Here is a 23,088-nt window from a genome sequence, read left to right on the forward strand (position 1 = left end):
ATTACCGCACGGAATGACTTATACAAACTAGGCTAATCAAGTGTGCCGTCACTCGGCTTGATCGTAATCAAGGAGTTTTCCAAAAAGCCGCCGGGCTCCGCTGAGCCTATCGACGAGACGGCAGCCCGGGCCGATTAGATCGCCTCGATAATGATCGAACGCAACTTTTATGCTGACGAGGACTCGTATAGTGCGCTCATCACTCCCCTTGGATGACAGCACCATGAGCCAAGCGCAGGCCTTCGATCGCGCCCTGGTCGGAAAATACGACTTCCCGGGGCCACGTTACACCTCCTACCCGACCGCGCCGCAGTTCCACGAGGCCTTTGCCATGGATGATTACCGGCAGGCCACGGAAACCAGCAACGGCGATCCGTTGCCCAAGCCGCTGTCGGTCTACGTCCACATCCCATTCTGCAAGAGCCTGTGCTACTACTGCGCCTGCAACAAGATCATCACCCAGAAGACCGAGAAGGCCGTCGAGTACCTCGACTATCTCAAGCGCGAAATCGCAATGCAGGCCGAGCTGTTCGATGCCAACCGCCGGCTGACCCAGCTTCACCTGGGCGGTGGCACGCCGACCTACTTCACCAACGAGCAGCTTGCCGAGTTGATGGAGGCCTTGCGTCAGGCGTTCCGCTTCGATACTCGCAGCGCACATGAGTTTTCCGTGGAGGTCGATCCACGCACGGTGACGCCCAATCGCATCCATGACCTGCGCCGGCTGGGCTTCAATCGGTTGAGCTTCGGGGTGCAGGATTTCGATCCGGATGTCCAGGCCGCCGTCAACCGTATCCAGAGCGAGTCCCAGGTGCGGGGCCTGGTCGAGGCGGCCCGCGACGCCGGTTTCGACTCGGTCAGCGTCGACCTGATCTATGGCCTGCCGCTGCAGACCGTGGAGAGCTTCGATGCCACTCTGGCCAAGTTTATCGATATTCGCCCGGATCGTATCGCCGCCTACAGCTATGCCCACCTGCCCAGCCTGTTCAAGTCACAGCGTTTGATCCGCCCCGAGCACATGCCGCCGCCAGAGCGCAAGCTGGAATTGCTCGAGCTGACCATCCAGCGCCTGACTGCAGCCGGCTATGTGTATATCGGCATGGACCACTTCGCCCTGCCCGACGACGAGCTGGCCCTGGCTCGCGAGAACGGTACGCTGCAGCGCAATTTTCAAGGTTATTCCACGCACGCCGATTGCGACCTGATCGGTCTTGGCGTGTCGGCCATCGGCAAGGTGGCCGACAGCTACAGCCAGAACGTCAAGGAGCTTTCCCAGTACTATGCGCGTCTCGATGCCGGTCGCCTGCCGGTCAAGCGCGGTTACCAGCTCAGTGACGATGACCGCCTGCGCCGCGAGGTGATCATGGCCCTGATGTGCCAGGGCCGCATCGACATGGCCCACTTCGAGCGCCGCTACGGTATCAATTTCGCCAGCTATTTCGCCGAGTCGCTGGACCAGCTTGCCGGCCATGTCGCCGACGGTCTGGTAACGGTCGAGAACGGCACGGTGACGCTGCTGCCCCAGGGCCAACTGATGATGCGCAGCGTGGCCATGGCCTTCGATGCCTACCTCGGCGAGGGCCAGAGCGGCATGTTCTCGCGGACCGTGTGACGCCATGGAACACTTCTTTCTGGCCCGGGTCGTGCACGTTCTGTCCATCGTGCTGTGGATCGGCGGGGTGGCCATAGTGACTACCGTGCTGCTGCCGGCGGTCAAGCGCTTCAAAAGCGAGGCGGAGCGCGTGGAATTTTTCGAGAAGGTCGAGTCGCGCTTCGCCTGGCAGTCGCGGTTCACCACGCTGCTGGCAGGGCTCAGCGGCTTCTATATGATGCATGTGCTTGGCTGGCAGCGCCTGGCGATGACTGAATTCTGGTGGATTCACGCGATGATTGCGGTGTGGCTGATCTTCACGCTGATGCTGTTCGTGTTCGAGCCGCTATTTCTGCATCGCTGGTTCAATGCGCGCAGCAAGCGGGCCCCGCAATCCACATTTCGACTCGTTCAGGGGCTACACTGGTTCCTGCTCGCCATCAGCCTGATTACGGTGGCAGGAGGTGTCGCGGGCAGCCACGGCTGGTTCTGGATTTAACGAGATAGCAGGCAAGGAGGTACCCATGACTTCGACTGCTTCGCCACGCCGCCTGGCCTACCTCTGCCTGGCCTATAGCTGCGTCGGGCTCGGCGCCGCCGGCATCGCCCTTCCTCTGCTGCCTACCACTCCCTTCCTGCTGGTCGCCGCCTGGGCAGCGCCTAAAGGCTCGGCACGCCTGGACGCTTGGTTGCATAACCACCCATACTTTGGCCCGCCCTTGCGCGCCTGGCATGAACAGCGCGCCGTACCCCGGCACGCCAAGTGGCTGGCCTGCCTGCTATTACTGAGCAGTTGGCTGATCCTGTGGCTGACTACCGATAGCCCTCTGGTTCCGGTAATTACCGGCATCCTCTTTCTTAGCGTGGCGGCCTTTCTTCTCACCAGGCCCGATGCGGCGCCCGAGACGGCCAGAGAGGATAGCACTCCCTGACCGCCTCGGAATGACACGACACGGTGGCCGTTTACATTACGCCGTACTCAGCGCAGCGAGGCGCAAGCTGTCGATCGAGAATGCAAAGAAGGCCATCGTAGTTCCGGTGATCGTCCTTCAACTGCTTGAGAGCGGGGATAGTCATGATTGCCTCCTGATATAGTAGGCAGATAAATCCCTAATCTGCCCCCTTACTCTAGTGTCTTGATACGCATTATCTATGCATTAACTATGCCAATCTCAAGCGCCTAAAATCACCCTACCTTTTTATTCAGGGTAATAAAAGCCCGACCAAAGCCGGGTGAATATTACCTCGATGGGTATAATCCATGTTTCAAGAAACGCGACGATACGACAAAATAGATCTACTTAGACGCTTTCCTTCAACAGCATTTCCCGGATACGGCCGATGGCCTTCATAGGATTCAATCCCTTGCGGCAGACCCACATGCAATTGCCAATCTGACGGCAGCGGAAGACACTAAAGGGGTCTTAGAGCTCAGCCAATCGCTCCCTCGTTGTGGTATCGCGGCTGTCGTTCAGGAAGCGATAGTCCTGAAGCAGCCCCGCCGGCCCGATGAATTTTTCCGGGTTCCACCACCAGGAAGGGCACTGCGAAGAACAGCAGGCGCATAGGATGCATTCGTACAGGCCATCGAGCCTGTCACGGTCTTCGGGGCTCTGCAGGCACTCTATCGCCGACGGCGTGCTGTCATTGATCAGATAAGGCCGGACTTTCTCGAACTGCTTGAAGAACAGGGCCTGATCGACGACCAGGTCGCGAATGACCGGCATGCCGGGCAGTGGCCTGAGCATCAGCGTATTTCCCTTGCCCAGTGCTTCGGCCACCGAGGTAATGCAGGCCAACCCGTTCTTGCCATTAATGTTCATCCCGTCCGAACCGCACACGCCTTCGCGGCAGGAGCGTCGGTAGGCCAAATCGGGGTTCGAAATCTTCAGGGTTTCCAAAACCTCAAGCACCATCCTCTGACGGAACTCATCCCCGATCTCGAAGATTTCCATGTAGGGTGCATCATCATGTTCGGGGTGGTAGCGGTACAGCTGGATGGTAAGCATGGCCTTCCTCGTGGGTCGTGGGCGGATTGGGGTACTACGGAGCAGCATAATTCTCCTGGCTGCGGCTAACTAAGCCAGCATGCAAGTCGTATCGGCTAGCGAACAAGCTACCGGGAACACTATTCCCGCCTGGGCGCCATGATGCGCTGTATGGCCCCGATCAGCAGGGGACGGCGGCTACTAATGAGCCGCTTTCATCGTCACGATACCGGCAATAATTAGCAGAGCAGCCATCACACGCATTGGAGAGAGCGATTCTCCCAGTAGCCAGACACCTACGATGAATGCACCGATTGCGCCGATGCCAGTCCAAACCATGTATGACGTACCTAGAGGCAGGTGGCGCATTGCCAGGGCCAGAAGGCCAAAGGAAGCGATCATCGAGACGAGCATGATCGAGGTCGGCAAAAGCCGTGTGAAACCCTGCGACTCCTTCATGGCGTATGCCCAGACGACCTCAAGCAGGCCTGCAATGACGAGAATTCCCCAATACATAAACATTCCAATAATTGGGTCGTCCCGATACTAAGGCCCTTCAGGTGAAAGGTCGTCCTCTCCGAGCCGGGTTATAAACCGCAATGACATCTCGTGTCTTAATAATGCCTATGTCGTGTTTCCCTATCTTACGCAAGATCGACATGTGATGTGATCTCGACCTGGCTTGCTGTCATCAGGCGGTGGATTGGACAACGGTCCGTAATCTCATGCAACCGTTTCGCCGACGCTTCATCCTCGATGCCATGAAAGGTCAACGTAACATCAAGCCGGTAGATGCCTTGGCGCTCCTTGCTGTCATCACGTAGCACATGTGCCGTCACGCCCTGCAGGGGAAGTTCCTTGCGCCGTGCATAAATGATCGCAGTCATCTGCCTTGCAGACACCCAGTGACAAATCGAAGTGATCATGCGCATCGGGTGCCGAAGCTTCACCACCGAACTCAAGCGGAGCATCCGTCACGAACGACTCGAAGCTGTCTACCTGTACTTGTTGGCGTAGTGTTCCATTACGCTCTGTGGTAACGCTTATTCCCATGTCATTTCCTTATACCAGCGATCCCGAACTGTGCCCGAGGTGGCTCTGGCTGGCCACCCCAGGCTGGATACGACTCTGCCCCACCCCGCCGAATTCACCGCAGCGCGGCACTCGGCCCGAAGTGCTCATAGTGCCGGTGTTCCTCGGGCACGCCGAGAGCGTCCAACGCCTGGTCCATGGCCTGCATGAACGGTAGCGGGCCGATAAAGTAACAGCTCGGGGTCTGGTTGTGGGGCAGGTACTCGGTGAGCAGATCGCGGTTAATCAGGCCCTTGTACTGCTGCGTCTCCTCGGAGATCGGCTCACTGTAGAAGAAGCGATAGGTCAAGGCATCGCCATGCTGCGCGACCAGCGACTCGATATGCTCGCGGAACGCATGCACCTCGTGATGGCGGGCACCGTGCAGGTAGACGACCCGACGTCCTTCGGCCAGAGCCTGCTCGGCCAATGACAACATGGGCGTCTGTCCCACCCCGCCACTGACCAGAAACACCGGCGCATCGCGGTCATCGAGGATCAATTCGCCCACCGGCGGCAGCAGCTTGACATGATCGCCTACCTTTAACCGATCATGCAGGAAACGGCTGGCGGCCCCTTCGGACTCCCGCTTCACCGAAATTCGATAATGATCCTCGCCCGGCTTGGAGGTCAGGCTGTACTGGCGCAAGGTGCGCTGACCATCGACATCCAGCGCGATGCCAATGTACTGCCCCGAGTGAAAGCTCGATATCGGCTGGCCGTCACTAGGCTTGAAATAGAACGAGACGATCTCGCTGCTCTCCTGGACCCGATCAACAAGCTCGAAATCGCGCTCACCACGCCAGCCTCCCGGTGCCTTCTCCAAACGCTGATAGGAAACTTCCTCGGCTTCCATCAGCCGATCGGCGAATTCCCAGTACAGGCCGCCCCAGGCGTCGGCGATCTCGGGGATAACTGCATCGCCCAGCACTCGGCCGATGGCTTCCATCAGGCACTCGCCGACAATGGGATACTTGTCAGGCTGCAGATTAATCGCCACGTGCTTGTTGACGATCGGTGCCATCATCTCTTCCAGCGCCTCGGGATCGTGGCGATTCAGGGCATAGGCGACGACCGACCGGGCCAGCGCGCGCGGCTGGGCACCGGTCTCTTGATGGCGCATGTTGAACATCGAGCGCACTTCGGGATAGCGCTCGAACATCAATGGGTAAAACGTCTGGGCAATCGTTTCGGCATGCTCTGCAACCACGGGCGCCGTTGCCTTGATGACCTGAAGCTGATTCTCGTTGAGTTCGCGCATAGAACACCTAATTAATGGGTAGATTCAATGATAGGGTATGCACAGGCCTATCTAGCGATGGTAAAAAAGGGTGACATTTTTAATGGCTTGGGAAAGCCGATACGCTCATTGTTCATAAAGCCACCTCGCTGCAGCCTTGGATTCTCTCTGGGTCCTGGGGCTTCGTTCAGCCGGGACGCCCGTCGGCGCGTGGCTGGCTCAGGATTGGCCAGTAGACAAGCACGAAGAGTAGAAACGCGACGGCCCAGGCAAATGCCGAACCGATGAGCGCGGGGTATGCCAGTTGCGGCACGAATGCCGCGATTATGCGTACCAGCCCCGCAATGATGACGGCGACATAGATCCATATCGCAAACCGCGGCAGCTGCATTGGCCGCCCAGTATGGCCCATGGCCACGCGGGTCATCACACCCAGGATCAGGGTACCGCCAGCACCTGCCCCCATCGCATGCATCCACACACTGGGCGACAGTTCCAACCAGGGCGTCATCGCCTTGAGCAGCAGGGCAACGACAATCCAGGCCAGAGCAAAGTGAAGTATCCACAGCAGCGGCTCTTCCGAGGCCTTCCAACCGCGCCAAGCAAAGAGCCGCCATCCGTTAATGAGTGCAGCGAACAATGCCATGACACTCGCCAACGCAGGTAAGGACATGGTCAGGTCGGCTGGAACCATAACGACCGTGCTCCAGAAAGCGGCACGATCCAACGCCTCCGAGCGTCTGACCTGGGCGGGATCCCTGCCCTTCATGCGTAGCCAGTTGGCAGTGAATGCCGGCGTGATTCGACCGCCGACCACGACCATGATCACGGCAATCAGATCCAGTGCCAGTATTTCACCCAGACGCCCTCCGGTGGGCCAAATTCCACTGAACCCTAGATGCATCAGCAGGTTGGCCCCGGTGAGTAGCGCAAGCAGCGCGACCAGCACCAGATTGCGGCGGTTGCCGTGACGCAGCAGCACCCGTGCGACATAGGCCGCCATTAGCGGCAGAAAAGCCAGGTCGATTGCCTCGACCAGCCACAATGGTAGCCAGCCCGACAGCCATATTGCCGCCCGCCCGGCAGCCCACAGCAGGATCAATGCCAGCAGACCGCCGCCACGCAGGGGCGAGGCTCCTGTCCAGTTGCACATCGCGGTGAGCAGAAAGCCTGCGATGGCTGCGGGTACCATACCGAAGAGAAGCTCATGGGCATGCCACTGTACCGGGTTCACACCTAGCGGCAGGGGCATCCCAGCGAAGAGGAAAGCGACCCATGCCGCTACCAGGCCCGCCGCATAGAGTGCGGTAAGCAAGAAGAAAGGGCGAAAGGGAAAGGCTAATAGTACGGGAACATCGTTTGCCCGGCGGCTGAGCGTATCGCTCATGTCAAAGTCCTCGCTCTAGTGAATGGTCGGCATAGTAGTGTCAGGCAACAAGCCTGCATCTCCCCTCCTCGCACCGGCGCATGGATTTTCCGCCTAAGCGAAGTTACATGGTGTACCCCACGGCATGGCAAACGAGCGTCATCCTGTTGGGACTGGACCAGTATGGCGAAGCGGGAATCACGCAGTCTTGATCGAGGTCAGGTATGCGCCTCCCGGGCGGCATGCCCGGCCAGATACCGCCGTCGTGTCACGCCTGCATCGCCCTGCGGCCGTCAGCCAGGCCAGGCTCCAGGCGGCAGCGGCGCACCATAGCAGCGTCAGGTATCCTTCACCGAACGAAGGGACCATGAGCCGCAATACGGTTGCCACGGCGATCAGCAGGGTGAATGCAACGATGACCCTCTTGCGCCCCAGATCGGCTTCGCTCCGATTCGCGGACTGGTTGGCAAGCCGCAGCATGATGGCGCCCGTCAGCGTGCCCAGTGTCCCTAAGGTAATGATATGGATCAACGCCGGCGTCACTTGCTGGTACCCCTGAGCAATACCGTTGCTCACCAGGCCGGCCGCCAGCCCGCGCCGAGACAGAGCAGGTCGGGCCGCCCAGTGCAATGCCACAATTGCCAGCGCAGCAGCCGTAGCGAGGCCAGCAGCCTCACCGCCAATACCCCGGGCACTTCCCGAATCCGGTCGATGACGCCCATGATCTCCCGCTGCCCCGAGGCTTCCAGAACCAGGATCAGCACGCCTTTCGGGTCCGTGGCGTGCACCTCGGCCTTGTCCAGGACGTTGCACCAAGCGCATATCTCTTCCAGCCGCTCGGGCTGCAGCTGCACCACCAAGCTGGATATATGTACTTTTTCGTCCATGTCATCTTTCCTGTTTCACCATGTCACGGCCCCACCTTCACCGCCTGGGCAGGGCACCCCTCGACACAGGCACCACACCCGGTACAGGCATCGACCTCCACCGTCGGTTCGGGAACACGGTATTGATTGAAGGAAAAACGGATTGCCCCCACCTCGCAGCTTTCACCACAACTGCGGCAATAGATGCCTGTCATGCCGAGGCAGGCCTGACTGATCGTGGCCACGTAAGACCACGGCGCGTCCTGCTCGGGATCGCTGAACGCACCAGCGTCGCAGGCCTGGACACAGGCAGTGCAGAACGTGCACTCGCCGCGACTGAAGTCGACCTCCGGGTAACCGCCGCCGCCCTTGATCAGGGTGCCGGTCTCACAGGCACTCAGGCAGTCGCCGCACTGCGTGCAGCGATCCAGGAAGTGGGGCTCGCGCTCGGCCCAGGGCGGGCGCAGTACGCCCCCTGACCCGGGGCGGCCCAACAGCAAGGCACGCCGGGACTGGTCCACTGGCATTGACATGAAGGGCTGCCTCGCTAGCCCGGTGGCCCTGGTGGGCCTGGTGGGCCTGGTGGGCCGGCGAATATCTGGTATATCCAGACCAGAAAGCCATAACCGGCCACCACAATCACGGAGAGAATCGGGAACAGAATCCCGGCGAGGAAAACGAACACGGCCAATTCGCGTTTCTTTCGTTTTTTATCGTCGACTGCTTTTTCCATAGCCCCACCCAACGAAACGCTACTCATGTACTACCGCAGGAAGTAACTTTTGGGGAGGCAAACTCAGTAAATAACTAATCATAAACGGATTGATATGGATCAAGGGTGAGGATGCTTATGAAATGTCATCAGTTTGCAGGTATTGCAGTGTTGCTGGGGGCCTCTTTCGGCCCGGCGATTGCAGCCCCTGACATGACGCCAGAAGAATTGCTGGCAACGCTGAACGCATTGCACCAACGCCAGGCTGAGATCGCTGAACTGGCCGAACAGCGTGCCGACCGTGCCGGGGTAAGCGACCTGGCCGAGGCCCTACAGCAGGACCATATCATTCTTGCCGATTGGCTGGCTCAGGCTGCCGAAGGCGGTCCAGGCGATGCCTCTGCAGTCAGTCTTCCCGGCAGCGATACCTACCAACAGCTCAAGGGGCTCGACGGAGAAAAATTCGACACCGCTTTCCTGCGCTACCAGACCCAGCTTCATGAGCATGCGCTGGAACTGCTCGAGCAAAACCTCCCTGAAGAAAGTGAACTTTTCAGCTATACCAACCTCATCAAGGTGACCCACGAGGCCATGCGAAAACACCTGGCGCTGATCCAGGTAGAGCGCTAGAGCGTCATTTCCATGATCGATATCAACGGCTTGGGGCAGACACTTGCTTAATATCGGGTCGTCCACCTTCGGAGACCCTTATGGAACTCGTCTGTCCCGCAGGCAACTTGCCGGCGCTCAAGCGCGCCGTCGACGAAGGGGCGGATGCCGTCTACTTCGGCTTCCGCAATAACACCAACGCTCGCGGCTTCGCAGGGCTCAACTTCAGTGAAGGGCGCGCCGCGGAGGGTATCGAGTATGCTCATCGTCGCGACTGCCGGGTGTTCTGTGCGATCAACACCTACCCGCAGCCCGGCGGCTGGGCGCAGTGGTCGTCGGCTGTGGATCAAGCCGCCGAGCTGGGCGTCGATGCGTTGATCCTCGCCGACATGGGCCTGCTCGGCTATGCCGCGAGTCGCTATCCCGACCTGCCCCGGCATCTCTCGGTTCAAGGCTCGGCGACCAGCTACGAGGCGCTACGCTTCTATCAGCGCGAGTTCGGCATCCGCCGCGCCGTGCTGCCCCGTGTACTCTCGCTCAATCAGGTTCGCGATGTGGCCCGCCACAGCCCGGTGGAACTCGAGGTATTCGCCTTCGGCAGCCTGTGCATCATGGCCGAGGGGCGCTGCTATCTGTCGTCCTATCTCACCGGAGGTTCGCCCAACACCCGCGGCGTCTGCTCGCCGGCGGCGCATGTGCGCTGGGAGCAGACCGACACAGGGCTGGAATCGCGCCTCAACGGCGTATTGATCGACCGGTATGCCGAGGGCGAGCGCGCCGGCTACCCGACGTTGTGCAAAGGGCGCTTCGAGGTTGCGGGTTCGACCTACCATGCCATCGAGGAGCCGACCAGCCTCAACACGCTGGACCTGCTGCCCGAGTTGGCCGAGCTCGGCATCAGTGCGGTAAAGATCGAAGGTCGCCAACGCAGCCCTGCCTATGTCGCCCAAGTCGCCGCGGTGTGGCGCCAGGCGCTCGATTCCCTGACGCGTGACCGAGAGCGCTTTGCGCCGACGCCCGCCTGGCAGGCCCAGCTCGGTGCCCTGTCCGAAGGCACCACCACCACATTAGGCGCCTACGAGCGTCGCTGGAAGTGACCTTACGACGAGGAACCACCATGCAACTCTCCCTGGGCCCGGTACAGTTCTACTGGGCACGCGAACGTTATGCCGTATTCTACCGCGAGGCCGCTGATTGGCCGCTGGACATCGTCTATCTCGGCGAAACCGTCTGCTCACGGCGCCGCGACATGAAACTCGACGACTGGCTGGGTATCGGCCGTGAGCTGCAAGAAGCCGGCAAGCAGGTCGTGCTCTCCAGCCAGACCCTGATCGAGTCCGAGGCCGACCTGCGAGGCCTGCGCAAGCTATGTGCTAACGGTGAGTTCACCATCGAGGCCAACGATCACAGCGCCCTGCAACGCGTGACTGAGGCCGGTCTGCCCTTCGTCGCAGGTCCGGCACTGAATCTCTATAACCTCGCCTCACTGGACACGCTGACACGGCGCGGGCTCACACGCTGGTGCATGCCGGTGGAGTTGGCTCGCGATGCCTTGGCCACGCTACTGGATGAGCTCCAGGCCCGCAGTCTCGACGCCCCCTGCGAGGTCTTTGCCTATGGCCACCTGCCCCTGGCCTGGTCGGCACGCTGCTTCACCGCGCGCCACCACGACCTGCCCAAGGACCGCTGCCAGTTCGTCTGCCAGCAATATCCCGAAGGGTTGCCGCTGCGCTCGCAGGAATCGCGTGAGGTATTTACTCTCAACGGCATCCAGACCCTGTCCGGCGCCTGCTACGATTTGCGCCACGAGATCGACGACATGAGGCGCCTCGGCGTAGCCGTGGCACGCTTGAGCCCACGCGCCGAGGACATGGCCGAGGTCGTCAACGCCTTCGATAAGGCCCGCCGCGGCGAACTGCCTGCGCGCGACCCGCTGGTGCTGGTGGACGCCGAGACATGCGCTGGCTATTGGTACGGCCGGCCGGGCATGGACGCGGTCCAGGCCGAGGCGGGCCGCCTCGGCTAGAAGATGTGCATTTTGGAAAAGACAGGACAGGGCGGGTCGAAGATGGCCGAGCCACGGAGAGCTCAGAGCGTGACGCGCAGCCGAACCTGTGAGTAGCCACCGGCCGGAAAGCGTGCCCGTGTGGCCGGCTTCTCCACAACGCTAGCGAGTTGACGGGTATGCTTGAGTAGCGCCTGCGTGAACAGTTGTAGTTCCATGCGCGCCAGGGGTGCCCCAGGGCAGACGTGAACGCCCGCACCGTAGAGCAGGTTGAGGCTGGGATCGCGATCGAGCCGGAACTCATCCGGATCGCCGAATGCCGCCTCGTCGCGGTTGGCCGAGCCCCACAGCAGGGTCAGGCGTTGCCCGGCCTCGGTACGCCGTCCACCGATCTCCACCGGACAGGTAGTGACGCGCCGGTTGGACATCAGCGGGGCATCAATACGCAGGATCTCGTCGATGGCGGCGGGCAACAGTTCGGGCTCGCGACGCAACCGGGCCTGCACCTCGCCATGCTCGGCCAGGTAGCGCAGCAGGATGCCCACGCAGGCCGAGATGGTGCCCAGCTCGCCCACCGTCCAGTTACGGATAATGCTGACCACCTCCTCGTCGGTCAGCGCTCGCCCGTCGACACGCTCGTTCATCAGCCGGGTGGTAACGTCATCAGGGGCCAGCGCTCCGGCCAGGCGCCGCTCCGCCAGCAGACTGCGGATCACCCCGTCGAATTCCAGTGCCAGTCGACCCAGCGCCTCGCGATCACCGGCCAGGGTCGCCGCCTGCTGGCGCTCCACCCAGGCCTGCATAGGTACGTGCAGCGCGTCCGGCCAGCCCATGAAGGCGCACTGCACACGAAGCGCGAACGGATGACCGAGCGCGGTCATGACCTCAAGCTCACCCTCAGCTGGTAGGCTATCGATCAGCTCCACAGCAATCTCGCGGCACAGCGGCTCGAAATCGCGCATGGGCCCCGGCGCGAAGTAGGGCTCTATCAGGCGTCGGAAACGGGTGTGCTCCGGCGGGTCCATGGCGTTGGGGATAGAGAGATGACGGCTGGCGGCGTTGCTGAACGTGGCGTGGTCCTCCAGTACGCGCTTCACGTCCTCGTGACGAAACAGGGACCACTGCAGGTAATCGCTGAAGGCGACCGGGCAACGCTGACGCATCGCATCGTAGGCAGCCAGCTGGTCGTCGAGTACGGTGTCGGCTCGCGGATCCCAGTCCTGATGGGGGCAGTGCTTACTCATGAGGTCTCCTTCCGGCGCTGGATCCGGGCATGCCGGCCCGGCGCCCTGTCTAGGCGTTCAGAGATTTCATCAGACCAGAATGCGACCAAAGAAGCCTTGACTTAAATCAGGGCACAGTCATGTAGTCCACAGCCAATGATGCGCTTCAGTCGCATTTTACTAACGAGGCTTGAGGGCACCACTTCGATAACAACGACGGGTTAACCCTTGGACGATCTCAAATAGAAGAAACGGTTCATGGATCAACGATTGGCCAAGCGTTCGAGGCGTAAGAGCCAATCGCCCAACCGTCCCTGGGCAATGCCTTCCTCAAGCCCGTCGAGCAGATTCTTGACCGTCAGCCCCAGTTCGGTATCCCCCTCGATGACCAGACGGCGCTGAAAGAACAGTCCGTCGGGGTCCTCGCGGCGCGTAGCCAGGCATAAAAACTCGCGCCAGCCACCCCAGATGACGACCTCGGGTGCCGCATCGACCAGTACCAGGCGAGAGCGCTCGACCGACAACCCAAGGGCAATGCCCAGATCCTCGATGGCCAAGCCCACACGGCGCCCCTCGAGATCGTCGAACTCGCCCTCGGCCAAGGGTGCGGCATAGGCCCGGTTGAGCAGCGGCTCGACCAAGCATCGCTTGACGCTCAGTGGGACCCTGGGATCAAGCGTTCGCAGCAGCGACGACGGTGATGGCAACGGCAACGACATGGCGGCTTTCCTCGCGATCAAATGGTGCCCATCGTGCCACCGGCCATCGCCACTCGGCATGACATATATCAATGCCCGGAACAGTATGCCGGCCTAGTCTAGGCACAACATGTAGTACATCAATGCCTTAACGTATCGCACACATAGGATTCACCATGCCTGCTGATGCTGCCCCGCACCGACTCGACATTGCCGCCACGGTCGAGGAGTACCTGGACCGAGAAGACTGGCGCGTACAGGCCAATGCCAACCAGGGGTATTCGTTGGGCGGTCTGATTCTCAATGCCTCCGGCAAGCTGATCGCCAATTACTGGCTCGACCGGGTCTATACGCATGAAATGGGACAGGCGCATCGGCAGGGGGCTCTGCATATCCATGACCTCGACATGCTGTGCGGCTATTGTGCCGGCTGGTCGCTGCGCCAGTTACTGCTCGAAGGTTTCAATGGTGTCTCCGATCGTGCGGAGAGCGATCCGCCCAGACATCTGTCCAGCGCCCTGGGTCAGATGGTCAATTTCCTGGGGACACTCCAGAACGAATGGGCCGGGGCGCAGGCATTCAGTTCCGTCGATACCTATCTCGCTCCGTTCGTGCGGCGCGATCGGCTGGATTATCCGGCCGTGCGCCAGGCCATGCAGGAATTCATCTATAACCTCAACGTACCCTCGCGCTGGGGCACGCAGACGCCATTCACCAACCTGACCTTCGACTGGGTCTGCCCCGAAGATTTACGCCAGCAGGTCCCGGTCATCGGCGACGAGGAGCAGCCCTTCACTTACGGCGATCTTCAGGCTGAGATGGACATGCTCAACCGGGCCTACCTGGAGGTCATGGAAGCGGGCGACCGCCAGGGTCGGGTATTCACCTTCCCGATCCCTACCTACAACATTACCCATGACTTCGACTGGGACAGTGCCAACGCCGAGCGCCTTTTCGCGCTGACTGCCAAGTACGGTCTGCCCTACTTCCAGAACTTTCTCAATTCGGATCTCGAGCCGCACATGGTGCGCTCGATGTGCTGTCGCCTGCAGCTCGATGTCAGCGAGCTGCTCAAGCGTGGCAACGGCCTGTTCGGCTCCGCCGAGCAAACCGGGTCACTGGGCGTAGTGACGATCAACTGTGCCCGGCTGGGCTATCGCTTTGCCGATGACCCGGCCGGTCTTTGCCGTGAACTGGACCGTCTGCTCGATCTGGCCCGCGACAGTCTGGAGATCAAGCGCGGGGTCATTCAGCAGTGGATGGATGAAGGGCTTTACCCGTACACCCGGCGCTATCTGGGTACGCTGCACAACCATTTCTCGACCGTCGGCGTGAACGGCCTCAACGAGATGGTGCGCAACATCACACGCGACCGGATCGACATCGCCGATGACGAGGGCCGCGACATGGCACTGGCCCTCCTCGATCATGTTCGTGCCCGGCTGCGTGAATTCCAGGAGAGCACCGGTCATCTCTATAACCTTGAGGCGACACCTGCAGAGGGCACCACCTACCGCTTTGCCAAGGAAGATGCCAAGCGTTTCCCCGGCATTCTCCAGGCCGGTAGCGCCGAAGCACCCTATTACACCAATTCCAGCCAGTTGCCGGTTGGCCATACCGACGATCCATTCGCGGCGCTGATCCACCAGGACCCGCTGCAGACACGCTACACCGGCGGTACCGTGTTGCACCTGTACATGCGTGAGCGCCTCTCCAGTGCGCACTCCTGCAAGCAACTGGTACGCACCGCGCTGTCGCGCTTCCGGCTGCCCTACCTGACGATCACGCCAACCTTCTCGATCTGCCCGGTGCATGGCTACCTGGCCGGAGAACACGAATTCTGCCCGCGGTGCGACGACGTACTGCTGGCACAACGGGCCTCGGCCTGCACCGAAGCGGCATGCTGAGCCTTTTCACCCAAGCAAGGAGAATCATCATGACGGCTTTTGCCGATATCGATCGTAACGCCCTGCCCAGCGAAGTTCGCCAGCGCTGTGAGGTCTGGACCCGCGTGATGGGCTATCACCGTCCGGTCAGCCAGTTCAATCCGGGCAAGCGTGCCGAACACCAGGATCGACGCCACTTCGAGGAAGCCCTCGCCATGCAGGTCGGCCAGGGATAAACGGAATTCCGCGGGCGGGGGACCACCCCCGCTCCAGGAGACATGACCATGGAAGTGATTGATTCCCGCCGCTTTTGCCTGCCGGTCGCCGGCCTGACGCCGATGACCACGTTGGACTTTCCCGAGCGGTTGGCCTGCGTGGTATTCACCCAAGGCTGTCCGCTGCGCTGCGGCTACTGCCACAACCCTCATATGCTCCCGCCTCGCCGGGGCGAGCCCTATGAATGGCAGGACGTCTGCGACTTTCTCGACCACCGGCAGGGCTTGTTGGAAGGCGTGGTAATCAGCGGCGGCGAGCCGACCCTGCACCGCGACCTGCCACCGGCCTTGCGTGACATCAGGCAGCGTGGCTTTGCTACCGGATTGCACACGGCGGGCGTCTATCCTGAGCGCTTGGCTCAGGCGCTGCCCTGGCTGGACTGGGTGGGGCTCGACATCAAGGGCTGGGGACCGGACTTCGATCGTGTCTGTGGCCGACAAGGCATGTGGCGTCGCAACGCCCAGAGCCTGGCACTGTTACTGGATGCGAAGGTCGAACTGGAATGCCGCACCACCGTGCACTGGCAGGATTTCCATTTGCGCGACGTGGAAAAACTCGCTCTATCGCTGGCAGATTGCGGGGTGCGACGCTACGTGTTGCAGATTGCCCGCCATGAACAATGCCTCGATCCTCACTACACCGTAGCCCTATCCGGCACCCCAACCGCGCATGCCGTGGACATGCTGGTATCGCGACTCACGCCGCACTTCGAGCAACTCACGGTGCGTCGTTAGCCTGAATGACATTTCGTCGCTACTTGATGCCCAACCGGCGCGCCAGCTTGTGAAGATTGCTCGAATCGACCTCGAGTAGCCGCGCCGCTGCCGACCAGTTGCCGTCGGCGCGCTCGAGGGCATGATGGATGGCTTGGCGTTGGCTGCGCGCCACGCTGTCGTGCAGTGCTTCCACCGGAGCGTCCCGGGATGGCGTCACCGTCACGTCCGGGGCGGTAGAAGCGGTCAGCGGTAGATCGAGCAGTCCAGGCTCCAACGTGACAATGTCCTCGCGGCGCGCGCCGTGGCTGAGCGCCTTGATCGCCGCCCGGCTGATGACGTGTTCGAGTTCGCGCACGTTGCCCGGCCAGTCGTAGCCACTCAGCACATTTTCTGCGGCCGGTGACAGCCGCAAACTACGCACCCCCAGGCGGGCCCGGTTGAGCTCGAGGAAATGCCCGGCCAGCACCAGTACGTCGCTGCCCCGCTCGCGCAGCGGCGGGATCGGTACCGGATAGACCGAGAGCCGGTGATAGAGGTCGGCGCGAAAGTGCCCGGCACGCACGCTGTCATGCAGGTTGCGGTTGGTGGCGGCAATTATCCGAACATCGACGTGGCGCGGCTCATCCTCGCCCAGGCGTTGAATTTCACCATTCTGCAGCGTGCGCAGCAGCTTGGCCTGGATGGACAGCGGTAGTTCGCCGACCTCGTCCAGGAACAGCGTTCCGCCGTCAGCCGCCTCGAAGCGCCCGGCACGGGCATTGCCCGCCCCTGAGAAAGCCCCCTTCACATGGCCGAACAGCTCGCTCTCGGCCAGCGACTCCGGCAACGCTGCGCAGTTGACCTGAATCAGCGGGCGCCGCCGACGCTGCGAATTCTGGTAAAGATGACGGGCGAACAGTTCCTTGCCGACGCCGGTCTCTCCGGTGAGCAGTACGGGCAGTTCGGAATCCGCCACCACCTTGAGCTCATCTAGCAACTGACGAATGGTTGAGCTCTGACCAATGATCTCGTCCTCCTGACGTTCACGGATATCCCTGGCAGTATCGCTTCGCGCCAGGCGCAGGCGACACACGTCCTGCTCCAGGCGAGTCATGCGCACGGCGGCCTCGGCCAGCAGGGTGAAACGTTGCAGGTCGTCCTGCGCACGCTCATCGAAGGTGCCGGGTGTGAGCGCATCCAGGGTTAGTGCCCCCCACAAGCTACCTTCGATATGCAGGCTGATGCCCATGCAATCGTGTACCGGCAAGGGGTCGCCGACATGATTGCCGACCAACCCATCGTAGGGGTCGGGCAGGGATGAGTCGGGCGGGAAGGCCACCGTCTCGCGGCGGGCAAGAATCGCCGCCAGACGCGGGTGCTGGGCTACCACGAAACGTCGCCCCAGCGCCTCGCGCACCAGCCCATCGACCGCCACCGGACACAGCGCATCGCCATCGAGGCGCAGCAGCCCCACCGCGCCACAGCGAAAGTACTCACGCAGGGTTCTGACCAGCCGCTGTAGACGTACTGCACTGGGCAGTTCGGCGGTGAGATCGGCAAGCACGACATCTTCCAGCATGGCAGGGCTCCTGACGGATCATGGCGGACGGGGGCGGCGAGGTAGAAACCACCGAGCCAAGGTCATTATCACCCTCCCTGCGCGGGGTAGAATTGACCGCGATCAATAATACTCAAGCCCAATCAACGACTTAAAAGTTGGCACGCCGCGTGCAATAGAAGGATACAGACTTATCACTGGAGCACGCCATGACCCTTCTCGACCAGCCCGTCGGCCAACTGGCCCGCCAACTGCCCGGCGCTACCCGGATATTTCATGACTACGGCATCGACTTCTGCTGCGGTGGCCGCACTACCTTGCGCGATTCGCTCTTCGGCCGCGACGCCGATCTCGCGCGTCTCGTCGCCGCCCTGGAAGCGCTGCCCGCCAGCCAGCCCGGCGAGCGCGACTGGCAGGACGCCAGCCTCAGCGAACTGATCGATCACATCCTGACCCGCTATCACGCCGTACATCGCCAGCAGATGCCCGAGCTGATCCGCCTGGCGCGGCGCGTCGAGCACGTCCACGGAGAGCGAGGAGGTTGCCCCAACGGCTTGGCCGACCACCTCGAGGGGATGCATCAGGAACTGGAGAGCCACATGCAGAAGGAGGAGATGATCCTGTTCCCCATGCTCAAGCGCGGCCTCGCCCATAACGTCCACGGGCCGATTGCCGTGATGCGTTTCGAGCACGACGAGCACGGCGAATCCCTGGCCCGGCTGATGGCGCTCACCAACGACATCCAGACACCCAAGGGTGCCTGCACCACGTGGCGAGCGCTATATGCCGGCCTGCGCGAATTCCGCGAGGACCTGATGCAGCACATCCATCTGGAGAACAACGTGCTGTTCGAGCGGGCCACCGCCAGCCAAGGCCTGGCAGGTGAGCCAGTACCCGCTTCGCCGGTTATTGCCGAGACACCCCAAACATGATCGAACGCAACTTTTGCCGGTCGGTGACACCGTATAGTCGCCGCCATTACGTCACTGTCAGGAACCGCAACATGTCATTCACAGCAATCAACGATCAGGCCAATGCGCAGGAGGTTCAGCATGGCTAGCTACCGCAAACTCTGGGGCCTGCTACTGTTGGTCCTGGGTATCTCTTTTGCCTTGCTGGGGTACTTCGGCAAGGAAGTCTATCGCGAAGCGCCGTCGATACCCGACCGGGTCGTCACGGAAAACGGCGAGCTGCTGATGACCGAGGAAGGCATCCTTGATGGCCAGACCGCCTGGCAGTCCGTGGGTGGTATGCAACTCGGCTCGATCTGGGGCCACGGCGCCTACCAGGCGCCGGACTGGACCGCCGACTGGCTGCACCGCGAGCTGGTGGCCTGGCTGGAACTGGCTGCCGAAGCTACCTATGGCGCACCCTATGCCTCGCTGAGCCCAACCGAGCAGAACCAGCTCGAGTTCGAACTCAAGCAGGAATACCGCACCAACACCCTGGATGCCGCCAGCGACACGGTCGTCGTGTCCGAGCGTCGGGCCCAGGCCATGGCCCAGACTGCCGATTACTATAGCCGTCTGTTCAGCGATGACCTGGCACTTCGGGGCACCCGCGAAAGCTATGCCATGAAGGAGAACACGCTGCCGAGCGCCGAGCGCCGTGCGCAGATGGCCGACTTCTTCTTCTGGACCGCCTGGGCCGCTGCTACCGAGCGACCCGGAAGCGACGCCACCTACACCAACAATTGGCCGCATGAGCCGCTGATCGACAACACCCCGACCGCAGAAAACATCATGTGGTCGCTGGCCAGTATCGTGCTGCTGATCGCCGGTGTCGGCCTGCTGATCTGGGCCTGGGCCTTCCTGCGCAAGGAAGACGAAACCGAGCCTGCCGCACCGATCCAGGATCCGCTGACTACCATCGCCCTGACTGCATCGCAGAAGGCACTGGGCAAGTACCTGCTGCTGGTCGTTGGCCTGTTCACCTTCCAGGTATTTCTGGGTGGCGCGACTGCGCACTACACCGTGGAAGGCCAGACGTTCTACGGCATCGAAATGTCCAAGTGGTTCCCCTATACCCTGCTGCGCACCTGGCACATCCAGAGCGCGCTGTTCTGGATCGCTACCGGCTTCCTCGCTGCCGGCCTGTTCCTCGCACCGATCATCAACGGCGGCAAGGACCCGAAATACCAGAAACTGGGTGTGGATATCCTGTTCTGGGCGCTGGTTGCCGTGGTCGGGGGCTCCTTTGCCGGCAACTACCTGGCGATTGCCCAGATCATGCCGGAGAACCTCAACTTCTGGCTGGGTCACCAGGGCTATGAGTACGTCGACCTGGGCCGCCTGTGGCAGATCGGCAAGTTCGCAGGCATCGCCTTCTGGCTGGTGCTGATGCTGCGCGGCATCGTGCCCGCCCTGCGTCAGCCCGGCGACAAGCACCTGCTGGGTCTGCTCACCGCCTCGGTGGTCTGTATCGGCCTGTTCTACGGTGCCGGCTTCTTCTACGGCGAGCGGACTCACCTCTCCGTGATGGAATACTGGCGCTGGTGGATCGTCCACTTGTGGGTGGAAGGCTTCTTCGAGGTGTTCGCAACGACTGCACTGGCCTTCATCTTCTGCAGCATGGGCCTGGTCTCTCGCCGCATCGCTACCACTGCCAGCCTGGCTTCGGCCTCGCTGTTCATGCTCGGCGGCATCCCCGGCACCTTCCATCACCTATACTTCTCTGGCACCACTACCCCGGTCATGGCGCTCGGCGCCACCTTCAGCGCGCTGGAAGTCGTCCCGCTGGTCGTGCTCGGCTACGAAGCCTGGGAGAACTGGAGCCTCAAGAACCGCGCTCCGTGGATGGAAAACATCAAGTGGCCGCTGCTGTTCTTCGTCGGCGTGGCCTTCTGGAACATGCTCGGCGCCGGGGTGCTCGGCTTCATGATCAACCCGCCGATCGCGCTGTACTACATCCAGGGCCTCAACACCACCGCGACTCACGCACACGCAGCCCTGTTCGGTGTCTATGGCTTCCTGGCGCTGGGCTTCACCCTGCTGATCCTGCGCTACATCAAGCCGAACCTGGTATTCAACGAGCGTCTGATGAAGGTCGGTTTCTGGTGGCTCAACGCGGGCCTGGTACTGATGCTGTTCACCAGCCTGCTGCCGGTCGGTATCATCCAGTTCTTTGCCAGCGCCAGCGAAGGTCTGTGGTATGCCCGTAGCGAAGCCTTCATGCAGCAGCCGCTGCTGGAGACCCTGCGCTGGATCCGCACCATCGGTGACGTAGTCTTCATCGTCGGCGCCCTGGCGGTGGCCTGGCAGGTCGTCTCCGCCCTGCTCGGACGCACACAACCGCAGCCGACCGGAAGCGCCGGCATCGAGGCCAAAGGCAAGATTTCAGCCTGACGCACGGCAGAACATACCAAGCAACGATTTCAGGATGGCCCTCGCGGCCATCCTTTTTTACTGGGCGATTGCCAAGCAGAATCCTGACATGGCGCAACGCAATGCACTTACCGAGTCGATTTCACGAGGACACTCATGGATTACTTCCTGATAAAGCATATCCACATGACTGCCGCCGGCCTCAGCCTGGCGCTTTTCAGCCTGCGCGCCTGGTGGTCGGTGCGCGAATCGCCGCAACTGCAACGGCGCTGGGTGAAGGTATTACCGCACCTGATCGATACAATACTTCTGGCCGCGGGGATTACGCTGATGATCATGCTGCGCGCCTGGCCGACGCAGCACCCGTGGCTGGCGGCCAAGCTGGTCGGCCTGGTGGCCTACATCGTCATTGGTACACTGGCGATCAAGCGTGGAAAGACACCCACGATCCGCGCCGTGGCATCCCTCGTCGCCATCGCCATCTTTGTGTACATCGTCGGGGCGGCGCTGTCGCATCACCCTTGGTCGTGGTGGATGCAAGTCTGAACCGCCGAGTATGGCATTCAACGAAAGTGCCATTTTCGGGTATGAGTAGCCTGCTAGGCTAAGCGAACCAGTGCGCGTTACGCGCACACTGGTTCGTTAAACAATAAAAAGAGATTCCTGCCCGAGAGAAAACACCACTCCTTCCTGTCGCTCTCCTTCTCTGCTCTGCTGACGGCCTTTGCCCACTCCTCCTTGGCAGACACTCAGGTCGTCATGCTCGGCACGGGTACTCCGGTGCCCAACGGTGAGCGCGCCGGCGCAGGCGTTGCAGTCATCCATGACGGTGAAGCCTATCTCTTCGACGTGGGTGCCGGCGTCGTCGAGCGCGCCACGCAAGCCGCCGAGAGGCTCGGCATCGATGCACTGTACCCCACGAACATCGAGCACCTGTTCCTGACCCACCTGCACAGTGACCACGTGCTGGACTACCCGGCGCTGCTGGGCACTTATTGGTGGCGACGCGAAAACCCGCTGCAGGTCATTGGACCCAAGGGAACACAGGGAATGAGTGAAGGCATGTACCATGCTGGCGGCGGATACCGAGACGCGCCTGAAGGACAAGAGTCCTGTCACCAATCCCGACGCCGCCTATGCCGAAGTGACCGAATTCGATCAGCCCGGCACGGTCTACGAGACGGAGGATATCCAGGTGGAAGCCTTCCCCGTTTCCCATGGCGACTGGGACTTGGCCTATGGCTACAAGGTCACCACCCCCGACAAGACCGTGGTGATTTCCGGCGATACCTCGATCAACCAGGAAGTGGAGAAACAGGCAGCAGGTGCCGACATTCTGGCCCACGAGGTCATCAGCCGCACGGGCTGGGAGGGCCTACCGAAACAGTGGCAGGACTATCATCAGTACACTCATACACTGACAAACGAGTTGGCCGAACTCGCCAACCAGGCCCAGCCGGACCTGTTAGTGCTCACTCACGTACTGCATTACGGCGCCCCTATCGAGACGGTAGTGGAGGAGATCCAGCGCGACTACAGCGGCGAAGTCCGACTGGCCGACGATCTGGACGTCTATGAGTAGCGCTGGCCTCCGATAGCGACAGCCAGCGTCTCAGTTCCTGTTACCGCCCGCCATCCTTCGAGGCGGGCCGTAACTCGGCGGTTCAGGTGCCCAGTTATGACGCGTCGAACATGCCGGCAAACAGCGCGCTGGGCAGGTAGCGCTCGCCGGAGTAATGCCAGCGCAATACCGGTATTTCCGCTGGTGGGCTCGATGATTTCCTTGCCGGCCCTGAGTAGCCCTTGGCGCTCGGCCTCCCAGACCATGCTCGCGCCGATGCAGCACTTCACCGAATAGGCGGGATTGCGCCCCTCGGTCTTGACCAGCACATTGCCGTACCCCAAACGGCCCAGCCGTACCAGCGGCATATTCCCGATGGAAAGGGAGTTATCGTCATAGATGCGTGCCATGCAAGCTCCT

General features: G+C 61.3%; 25 protein-coding genes and 2 pseudogenes. 14 read left to right on the top strand and 13 right to left on the bottom strand.

Annotation, left to right across the window (positions count from 1 at the left end):
- Positions 1–223 precede the first annotated feature (223 nt).
- Genes hemN through F568_RS23235 form a run of 3 tightly spaced genes read left to right on the top strand, consistent with a single transcriptional unit; the run spans position 224 to position 2,523 of the window.
- Positions 224–1,612: an oxygen-independent coproporphyrinogen III oxidase gene (gene hemN, locus F568_RS0118120; RefSeq protein ID WP_019020181.1), complete on the top strand. Its 1,389-nt coding sequence runs from the start codon at positions 224–226 to the stop codon at positions 1,610–1,612.
- A 4-nt stretch (positions 1,613–1,616) separates the two neighbouring features.
- The gene (locus F568_RS0118125) at positions 1,617–2,090 is read left to right on the top strand and encodes a membrane protein (RefSeq protein WP_019020182.1); all 474 of its coding nucleotides are present in this window, start codon (positions 1,617–1,619) and stop codon (positions 2,088–2,090) included.
- Between the two features lie 25 nt (positions 2,091–2,115).
- On the top strand, positions 2,116–2,523 hold the full coding sequence (locus F568_RS23235) for a YbaN family protein (protein ID WP_019020183.1): 408 nt from the start codon (positions 2,116–2,118) through the stop codon (positions 2,521–2,523).
- 369 nt (positions 2,524–2,892) lie between these two features.
- Here F568_RS23235 and F568_RS23240 read toward each other — a convergent pair.
- The 9 genes and pseudogenes from F568_RS23240 to napE all read right to left on the bottom strand — a co-directional run bounded on the left by F568_RS23240 (position 2,893) and on the right by napE (position 8,855).
- Positions 2,893–3,600 (bottom strand): annotated as a pseudogene (locus F568_RS23240) (succinate dehydrogenase iron-sulfur subunit).
- Positions 3,601–3,780: 180 nt separating this feature from the next.
- Positions 3,781–4,095 carry a DMT family transporter gene (locus tag F568_RS0118145; protein WP_019020186.1) on the bottom strand — a complete coding sequence of 105 codons (315 nt, stop codon included), beginning with the start codon at positions 4,093–4,095 and terminating at the stop codon, positions 3,781–3,783.
- Positions 4,096–4,223: 128 nt separating this feature from the next.
- On the bottom strand, positions 4,224–4,466 hold the full coding sequence (locus tag F568_RS26235) for an OsmC family protein (RefSeq protein WP_019020187.1): 243 nt from the start codon (positions 4,464–4,466) through the stop codon (positions 4,224–4,226).
- 260 nt (positions 4,467–4,726) lie between these two features.
- Positions 4,727–5,911: an NO-inducible flavohemoprotein gene (gene hmpA, locus F568_RS0118155; protein ID WP_019020188.1), complete on the bottom strand. Its 1,185-nt coding sequence runs from the start codon at positions 5,909–5,911 to the stop codon at positions 4,727–4,729.
- Positions 5,912–6,077: 166 nt separating this feature from the next.
- The gene (locus F568_RS0118160) at positions 6,078–7,277 is read right to left on the bottom strand and encodes an NnrS family protein (RefSeq protein ID WP_019020189.1); all 1,200 of its coding nucleotides are present in this window, start codon (positions 7,275–7,277) and stop codon (positions 6,078–6,080) included.
- A gap of 177 nt (positions 7,278–7,454) precedes the next feature.
- Positions 7,455–7,892 carry an NnrS family protein gene (locus F568_RS0118165; RefSeq protein WP_169338683.1) on the bottom strand — a complete coding sequence of 146 codons (438 nt, stop codon included), beginning with the start codon at positions 7,890–7,892 and terminating at the stop codon, positions 7,455–7,457.
- Entirely contained in the window at positions 7,829–8,143 is a 315-nt protein-coding gene (locus F568_RS25305) for a chaperone NapD (RefSeq protein WP_019020191.1), read from the bottom strand. The genes F568_RS0118165 and F568_RS25305 overlap by 64 nt, the downstream gene beginning before the upstream one ends.
- Before the next feature lie 23 nt (positions 8,144–8,166).
- Positions 8,167–8,655 carry a ferredoxin-type protein NapF gene (napF, locus tag F568_RS0118175; RefSeq protein ID WP_019020192.1) on the bottom strand — a complete coding sequence of 163 codons (489 nt, stop codon included), beginning with the start codon at positions 8,653–8,655 and terminating at the stop codon, positions 8,167–8,169.
- 14 nt (positions 8,656–8,669) lie between these two features.
- The gene (napE, locus tag F568_RS0118180; protein ID WP_019020193.1) at positions 8,670–8,855 is read right to left on the bottom strand and encodes a periplasmic nitrate reductase, NapE protein; all 186 of its coding nucleotides are present in this window, start codon (positions 8,853–8,855) and stop codon (positions 8,670–8,672) included.
- A gap of 117 nt (positions 8,856–8,972) precedes the next feature.
- Here napE and F568_RS0118185 point away from each other — a divergent pair, with 117 nt between their 5' ends.
- The 3 genes from F568_RS0118185 to F568_RS0118195 all read left to right on the top strand — a co-directional run bounded on the left by F568_RS0118185 (position 8,973) and on the right by F568_RS0118195 (position 11,469).
- Complete coding sequence (locus tag F568_RS0118185) at positions 8,973–9,464, top strand: DUF4142 domain-containing protein (RefSeq protein WP_019020194.1); 492 nt, start codon at positions 8,973–8,975, stop codon at positions 9,462–9,464.
- Between the two features lie 80 nt (positions 9,465–9,544).
- On the top strand, positions 9,545–10,540 hold the full coding sequence (ubiU, locus tag F568_RS0118190) for a ubiquinone anaerobic biosynthesis protein UbiU (RefSeq protein ID WP_019020195.1): 996 nt from the start codon (positions 9,545–9,547) through the stop codon (positions 10,538–10,540).
- A 20-nt stretch (positions 10,541–10,560) separates the two neighbouring features.
- Positions 10,561–11,469, top strand: coding sequence for a U32 family peptidase (locus F568_RS0118195; RefSeq protein WP_019020196.1), 909 nt, complete (start codon positions 10,561–10,563; stop codon positions 11,467–11,469).
- Between the two features lie 62 nt (positions 11,470–11,531).
- Here F568_RS0118195 and F568_RS0118200 read toward each other — a convergent pair whose 3' ends face one another.
- Complete coding sequence (locus F568_RS0118200; RefSeq protein WP_019020197.1) at positions 11,532–12,692, bottom strand: cytochrome P450; 1,161 nt, start codon at positions 12,690–12,692, stop codon at positions 11,532–11,534.
- A gap of 242 nt (positions 12,693–12,934) precedes the next feature.
- Positions 12,935–13,390, bottom strand: coding sequence for a ubiquinone anaerobic biosynthesis accessory factor UbiT (ubiT, locus tag F568_RS0118205; RefSeq protein WP_019020198.1), 456 nt, complete (start codon positions 13,388–13,390; stop codon positions 12,935–12,937).
- 155 nt (positions 13,391–13,545) lie between these two features.
- On the opposite strand from ubiT, the gene F568_RS0118210 reads away from it, so the two are divergent.
- The 3 genes from F568_RS0118210 to F568_RS0118220 are packed head-to-tail and all read left to right on the top strand — an operon-like array spanning position 13,546 to position 16,265.
- Positions 13,546–15,276, top strand: a complete 1,731-nt coding sequence (locus F568_RS0118210; protein WP_019020199.1) for a ribonucleoside triphosphate reductase — start codon at positions 13,546–13,548, stop codon at positions 15,274–15,276.
- 29 nt (positions 15,277–15,305) lie between these two features.
- Positions 15,306–15,491: an anaerobic ribonucleoside-triphosphate reductase gene (gene nrdD, locus F568_RS0118215; RefSeq protein WP_019020200.1), complete on the top strand. Its 186-nt coding sequence runs from the start codon at positions 15,306–15,308 to the stop codon at positions 15,489–15,491.
- 48 nt (positions 15,492–15,539) lie between these two features.
- Positions 15,540–16,265, top strand: coding sequence for an anaerobic ribonucleoside-triphosphate reductase activating protein (locus F568_RS0118220; protein ID WP_019020201.1), 726 nt, complete (start codon positions 15,540–15,542; stop codon positions 16,263–16,265).
- 19 nt (positions 16,266–16,284) lie between these two features.
- On the opposite strand, the gene norR is transcribed toward F568_RS0118220, so the two are convergent.
- Complete coding sequence (norR, locus tag F568_RS0118225; RefSeq protein WP_019020202.1) at positions 16,285–17,805, bottom strand: nitric oxide reductase transcriptional regulator NorR; 1,521 nt, start codon at positions 17,803–17,805, stop codon at positions 16,285–16,287.
- 188 nt (positions 17,806–17,993) lie between these two features.
- Here norR and ytfE point away from each other — a divergent pair, with 188 nt between their 5' ends.
- The 5 genes and pseudogenes from ytfE (at position 17,994) to F568_RS25830 (ending at position 22,689) form a co-directional block, all read left to right on the top strand.
- Positions 17,994–18,716: an iron-sulfur cluster repair protein YtfE gene (gene ytfE, locus F568_RS0118230; RefSeq protein ID WP_019020203.1), complete on the top strand. Its 723-nt coding sequence runs from the start codon at positions 17,994–17,996 to the stop codon at positions 18,714–18,716.
- A 120-nt stretch (positions 18,717–18,836) separates the two neighbouring features.
- Positions 18,837–21,128, top strand: a complete 2,292-nt coding sequence (locus tag F568_RS0118240; RefSeq protein ID WP_019020204.1) for a nitric-oxide reductase large subunit — start codon at positions 18,837–18,839, stop codon at positions 21,126–21,128.
- A gap of 135 nt (positions 21,129–21,263) precedes the next feature.
- Complete coding sequence (locus tag F568_RS0118245; protein ID WP_019020205.1) at positions 21,264–21,653, top strand: SirB2 family protein; 390 nt, start codon at positions 21,264–21,266, stop codon at positions 21,651–21,653.
- A 213-nt stretch (positions 21,654–21,866) separates the two neighbouring features.
- Positions 21,867–22,049: pseudogene (locus tag F568_RS25825) on the top strand (MBL fold metallo-hydrolase); the annotation flags it as partial.
- A gap of 127 nt (positions 22,050–22,176) precedes the next feature.
- Entirely contained in the window at positions 22,177–22,689 is a 513-nt protein-coding gene (locus F568_RS25830; protein WP_019020207.1) for an MBL fold metallo-hydrolase, read from the top strand.
- On the opposite strand, the gene F568_RS26240 is transcribed toward F568_RS25830, so the two are convergent.
- A complete protein-coding gene (locus tag F568_RS26240) occupies positions 22,680–23,078 on the bottom strand; it encodes a pyridoxal-phosphate dependent enzyme (RefSeq protein ID WP_019020208.1) in 399 nt (132 codons plus the stop codon). The genes F568_RS25830 and F568_RS26240 overlap by 10 nt on opposite strands.
- Between the last annotated feature and the right edge of the window lie 10 nt (positions 23,079–23,088).

Source organism: Modicisalibacter luteus DSM 23508 (genome assembly GCF_000378505.1).
GTDB lineage: Bacteria > Pseudomonadota > Gammaproteobacteria > Pseudomonadales > Halomonadaceae > Modicisalibacter > Modicisalibacter luteus.

Bases quoted from the DNA above. Each gene is read 5' to 3' on its own strand.
- hemN (WP_019020181.1), top strand. From the start codon at position 224: ATGAGCCAAGCGCAGGCCTTCGATCGCGCCCTGGTCGGAAAATACGAC.
- F568_RS0118125 (WP_019020182.1), top strand. From the start codon at position 1,617: ATGGAACACTTCTTTCTGGCCCGGGTCGTGCACGTTCTGTCCATCGTG.
- F568_RS23235 (WP_019020183.1), top strand. From the start codon at position 2,116: ATGACTTCGACTGCTTCGCCACGCCGCCTGGCCTACCTCTGCCTGGCC.
- F568_RS0118145 (WP_019020186.1), bottom strand. From the start codon at position 4,095: ATGTATTGGGGAATTCTCGTCATTGCAGGCCTGCTTGAGGTCGTCTGG.
- F568_RS26235 (WP_019020187.1), bottom strand. From the start codon at position 4,466: ATGACTGCGATCATTTATGCACGGCGCAAGGAACTTCCCCTGCAGGGC.
- hmpA (WP_019020188.1), bottom strand. From the start codon at position 5,911: ATGCGCGAACTCAACGAGAATCAGCTTCAGGTCATCAAGGCAACGGCG.
- F568_RS0118160 (WP_019020189.1), bottom strand. From the start codon at position 7,277: ATGAGCGATACGCTCAGCCGCCGGGCAAACGATGTTCCCGTACTATTA.
- F568_RS25305 (WP_019020191.1), bottom strand. From the start codon at position 8,143: ATGGACGAAAAAGTACATATATCCAGCTTGGTGGTGCAGCTGCAGCCC.
- napF (WP_019020192.1), bottom strand. From the start codon at position 8,655: ATGTCAATGCCAGTGGACCAGTCCCGGCGTGCCTTGCTGTTGGGCCGC.
- napE (WP_019020193.1), bottom strand. From the start codon at position 8,855: ATGGAAAAAGCAGTCGACGATAAAAAACGAAAGAAACGCGAATTGGCC.
- F568_RS0118185 (WP_019020194.1), top strand. From the start codon at position 8,973: ATGAAATGTCATCAGTTTGCAGGTATTGCAGTGTTGCTGGGGGCCTCT.
- ubiU (WP_019020195.1), top strand. From the start codon at position 9,545: ATGGAACTCGTCTGTCCCGCAGGCAACTTGCCGGCGCTCAAGCGCGCC.
- F568_RS0118195 (WP_019020196.1), top strand. From the start codon at position 10,561: ATGCAACTCTCCCTGGGCCCGGTACAGTTCTACTGGGCACGCGAACGT.
- F568_RS0118200 (WP_019020197.1), bottom strand. From the start codon at position 12,692: ATGAGTAAGCACTGCCCCCATCAGGACTGGGATCCGCGAGCCGACACC.
- ubiT (WP_019020198.1), bottom strand. From the start codon at position 13,390: ATGTCGTTGCCGTTGCCATCACCGTCGTCGCTGCTGCGAACGCTTGAT.
- F568_RS0118210 (WP_019020199.1), top strand. From the start codon at position 13,546: ATGCCTGCTGATGCTGCCCCGCACCGACTCGACATTGCCGCCACGGTC.
- nrdD (WP_019020200.1), top strand. From the start codon at position 15,306: ATGACGGCTTTTGCCGATATCGATCGTAACGCCCTGCCCAGCGAAGTT.
- F568_RS0118220 (WP_019020201.1), top strand. From the start codon at position 15,540: ATGGAAGTGATTGATTCCCGCCGCTTTTGCCTGCCGGTCGCCGGCCTG.
- norR (WP_019020202.1), bottom strand. From the start codon at position 17,805: ATGCTGGAAGATGTCGTGCTTGCCGATCTCACCGCCGAACTGCCCAGT.
- ytfE (WP_019020203.1), top strand. From the start codon at position 17,994: ATGACCCTTCTCGACCAGCCCGTCGGCCAACTGGCCCGCCAACTGCCC.
- F568_RS0118240 (WP_019020204.1), top strand. From the start codon at position 18,837: ATGGCTAGCTACCGCAAACTCTGGGGCCTGCTACTGTTGGTCCTGGGT.
- F568_RS0118245 (WP_019020205.1), top strand. From the start codon at position 21,264: ATGGATTACTTCCTGATAAAGCATATCCACATGACTGCCGCCGGCCTC.
- F568_RS25830 (WP_019020207.1), top strand. From the start codon at position 22,177: ATGCTGGCGGCGGATACCGAGACGCGCCTGAAGGACAAGAGTCCTGTC.
- F568_RS26240 (WP_019020208.1), bottom strand. From the start codon at position 23,078: ATGGCACGCATCTATGACGATAACTCCCTTTCCATCGGGAATATGCCG.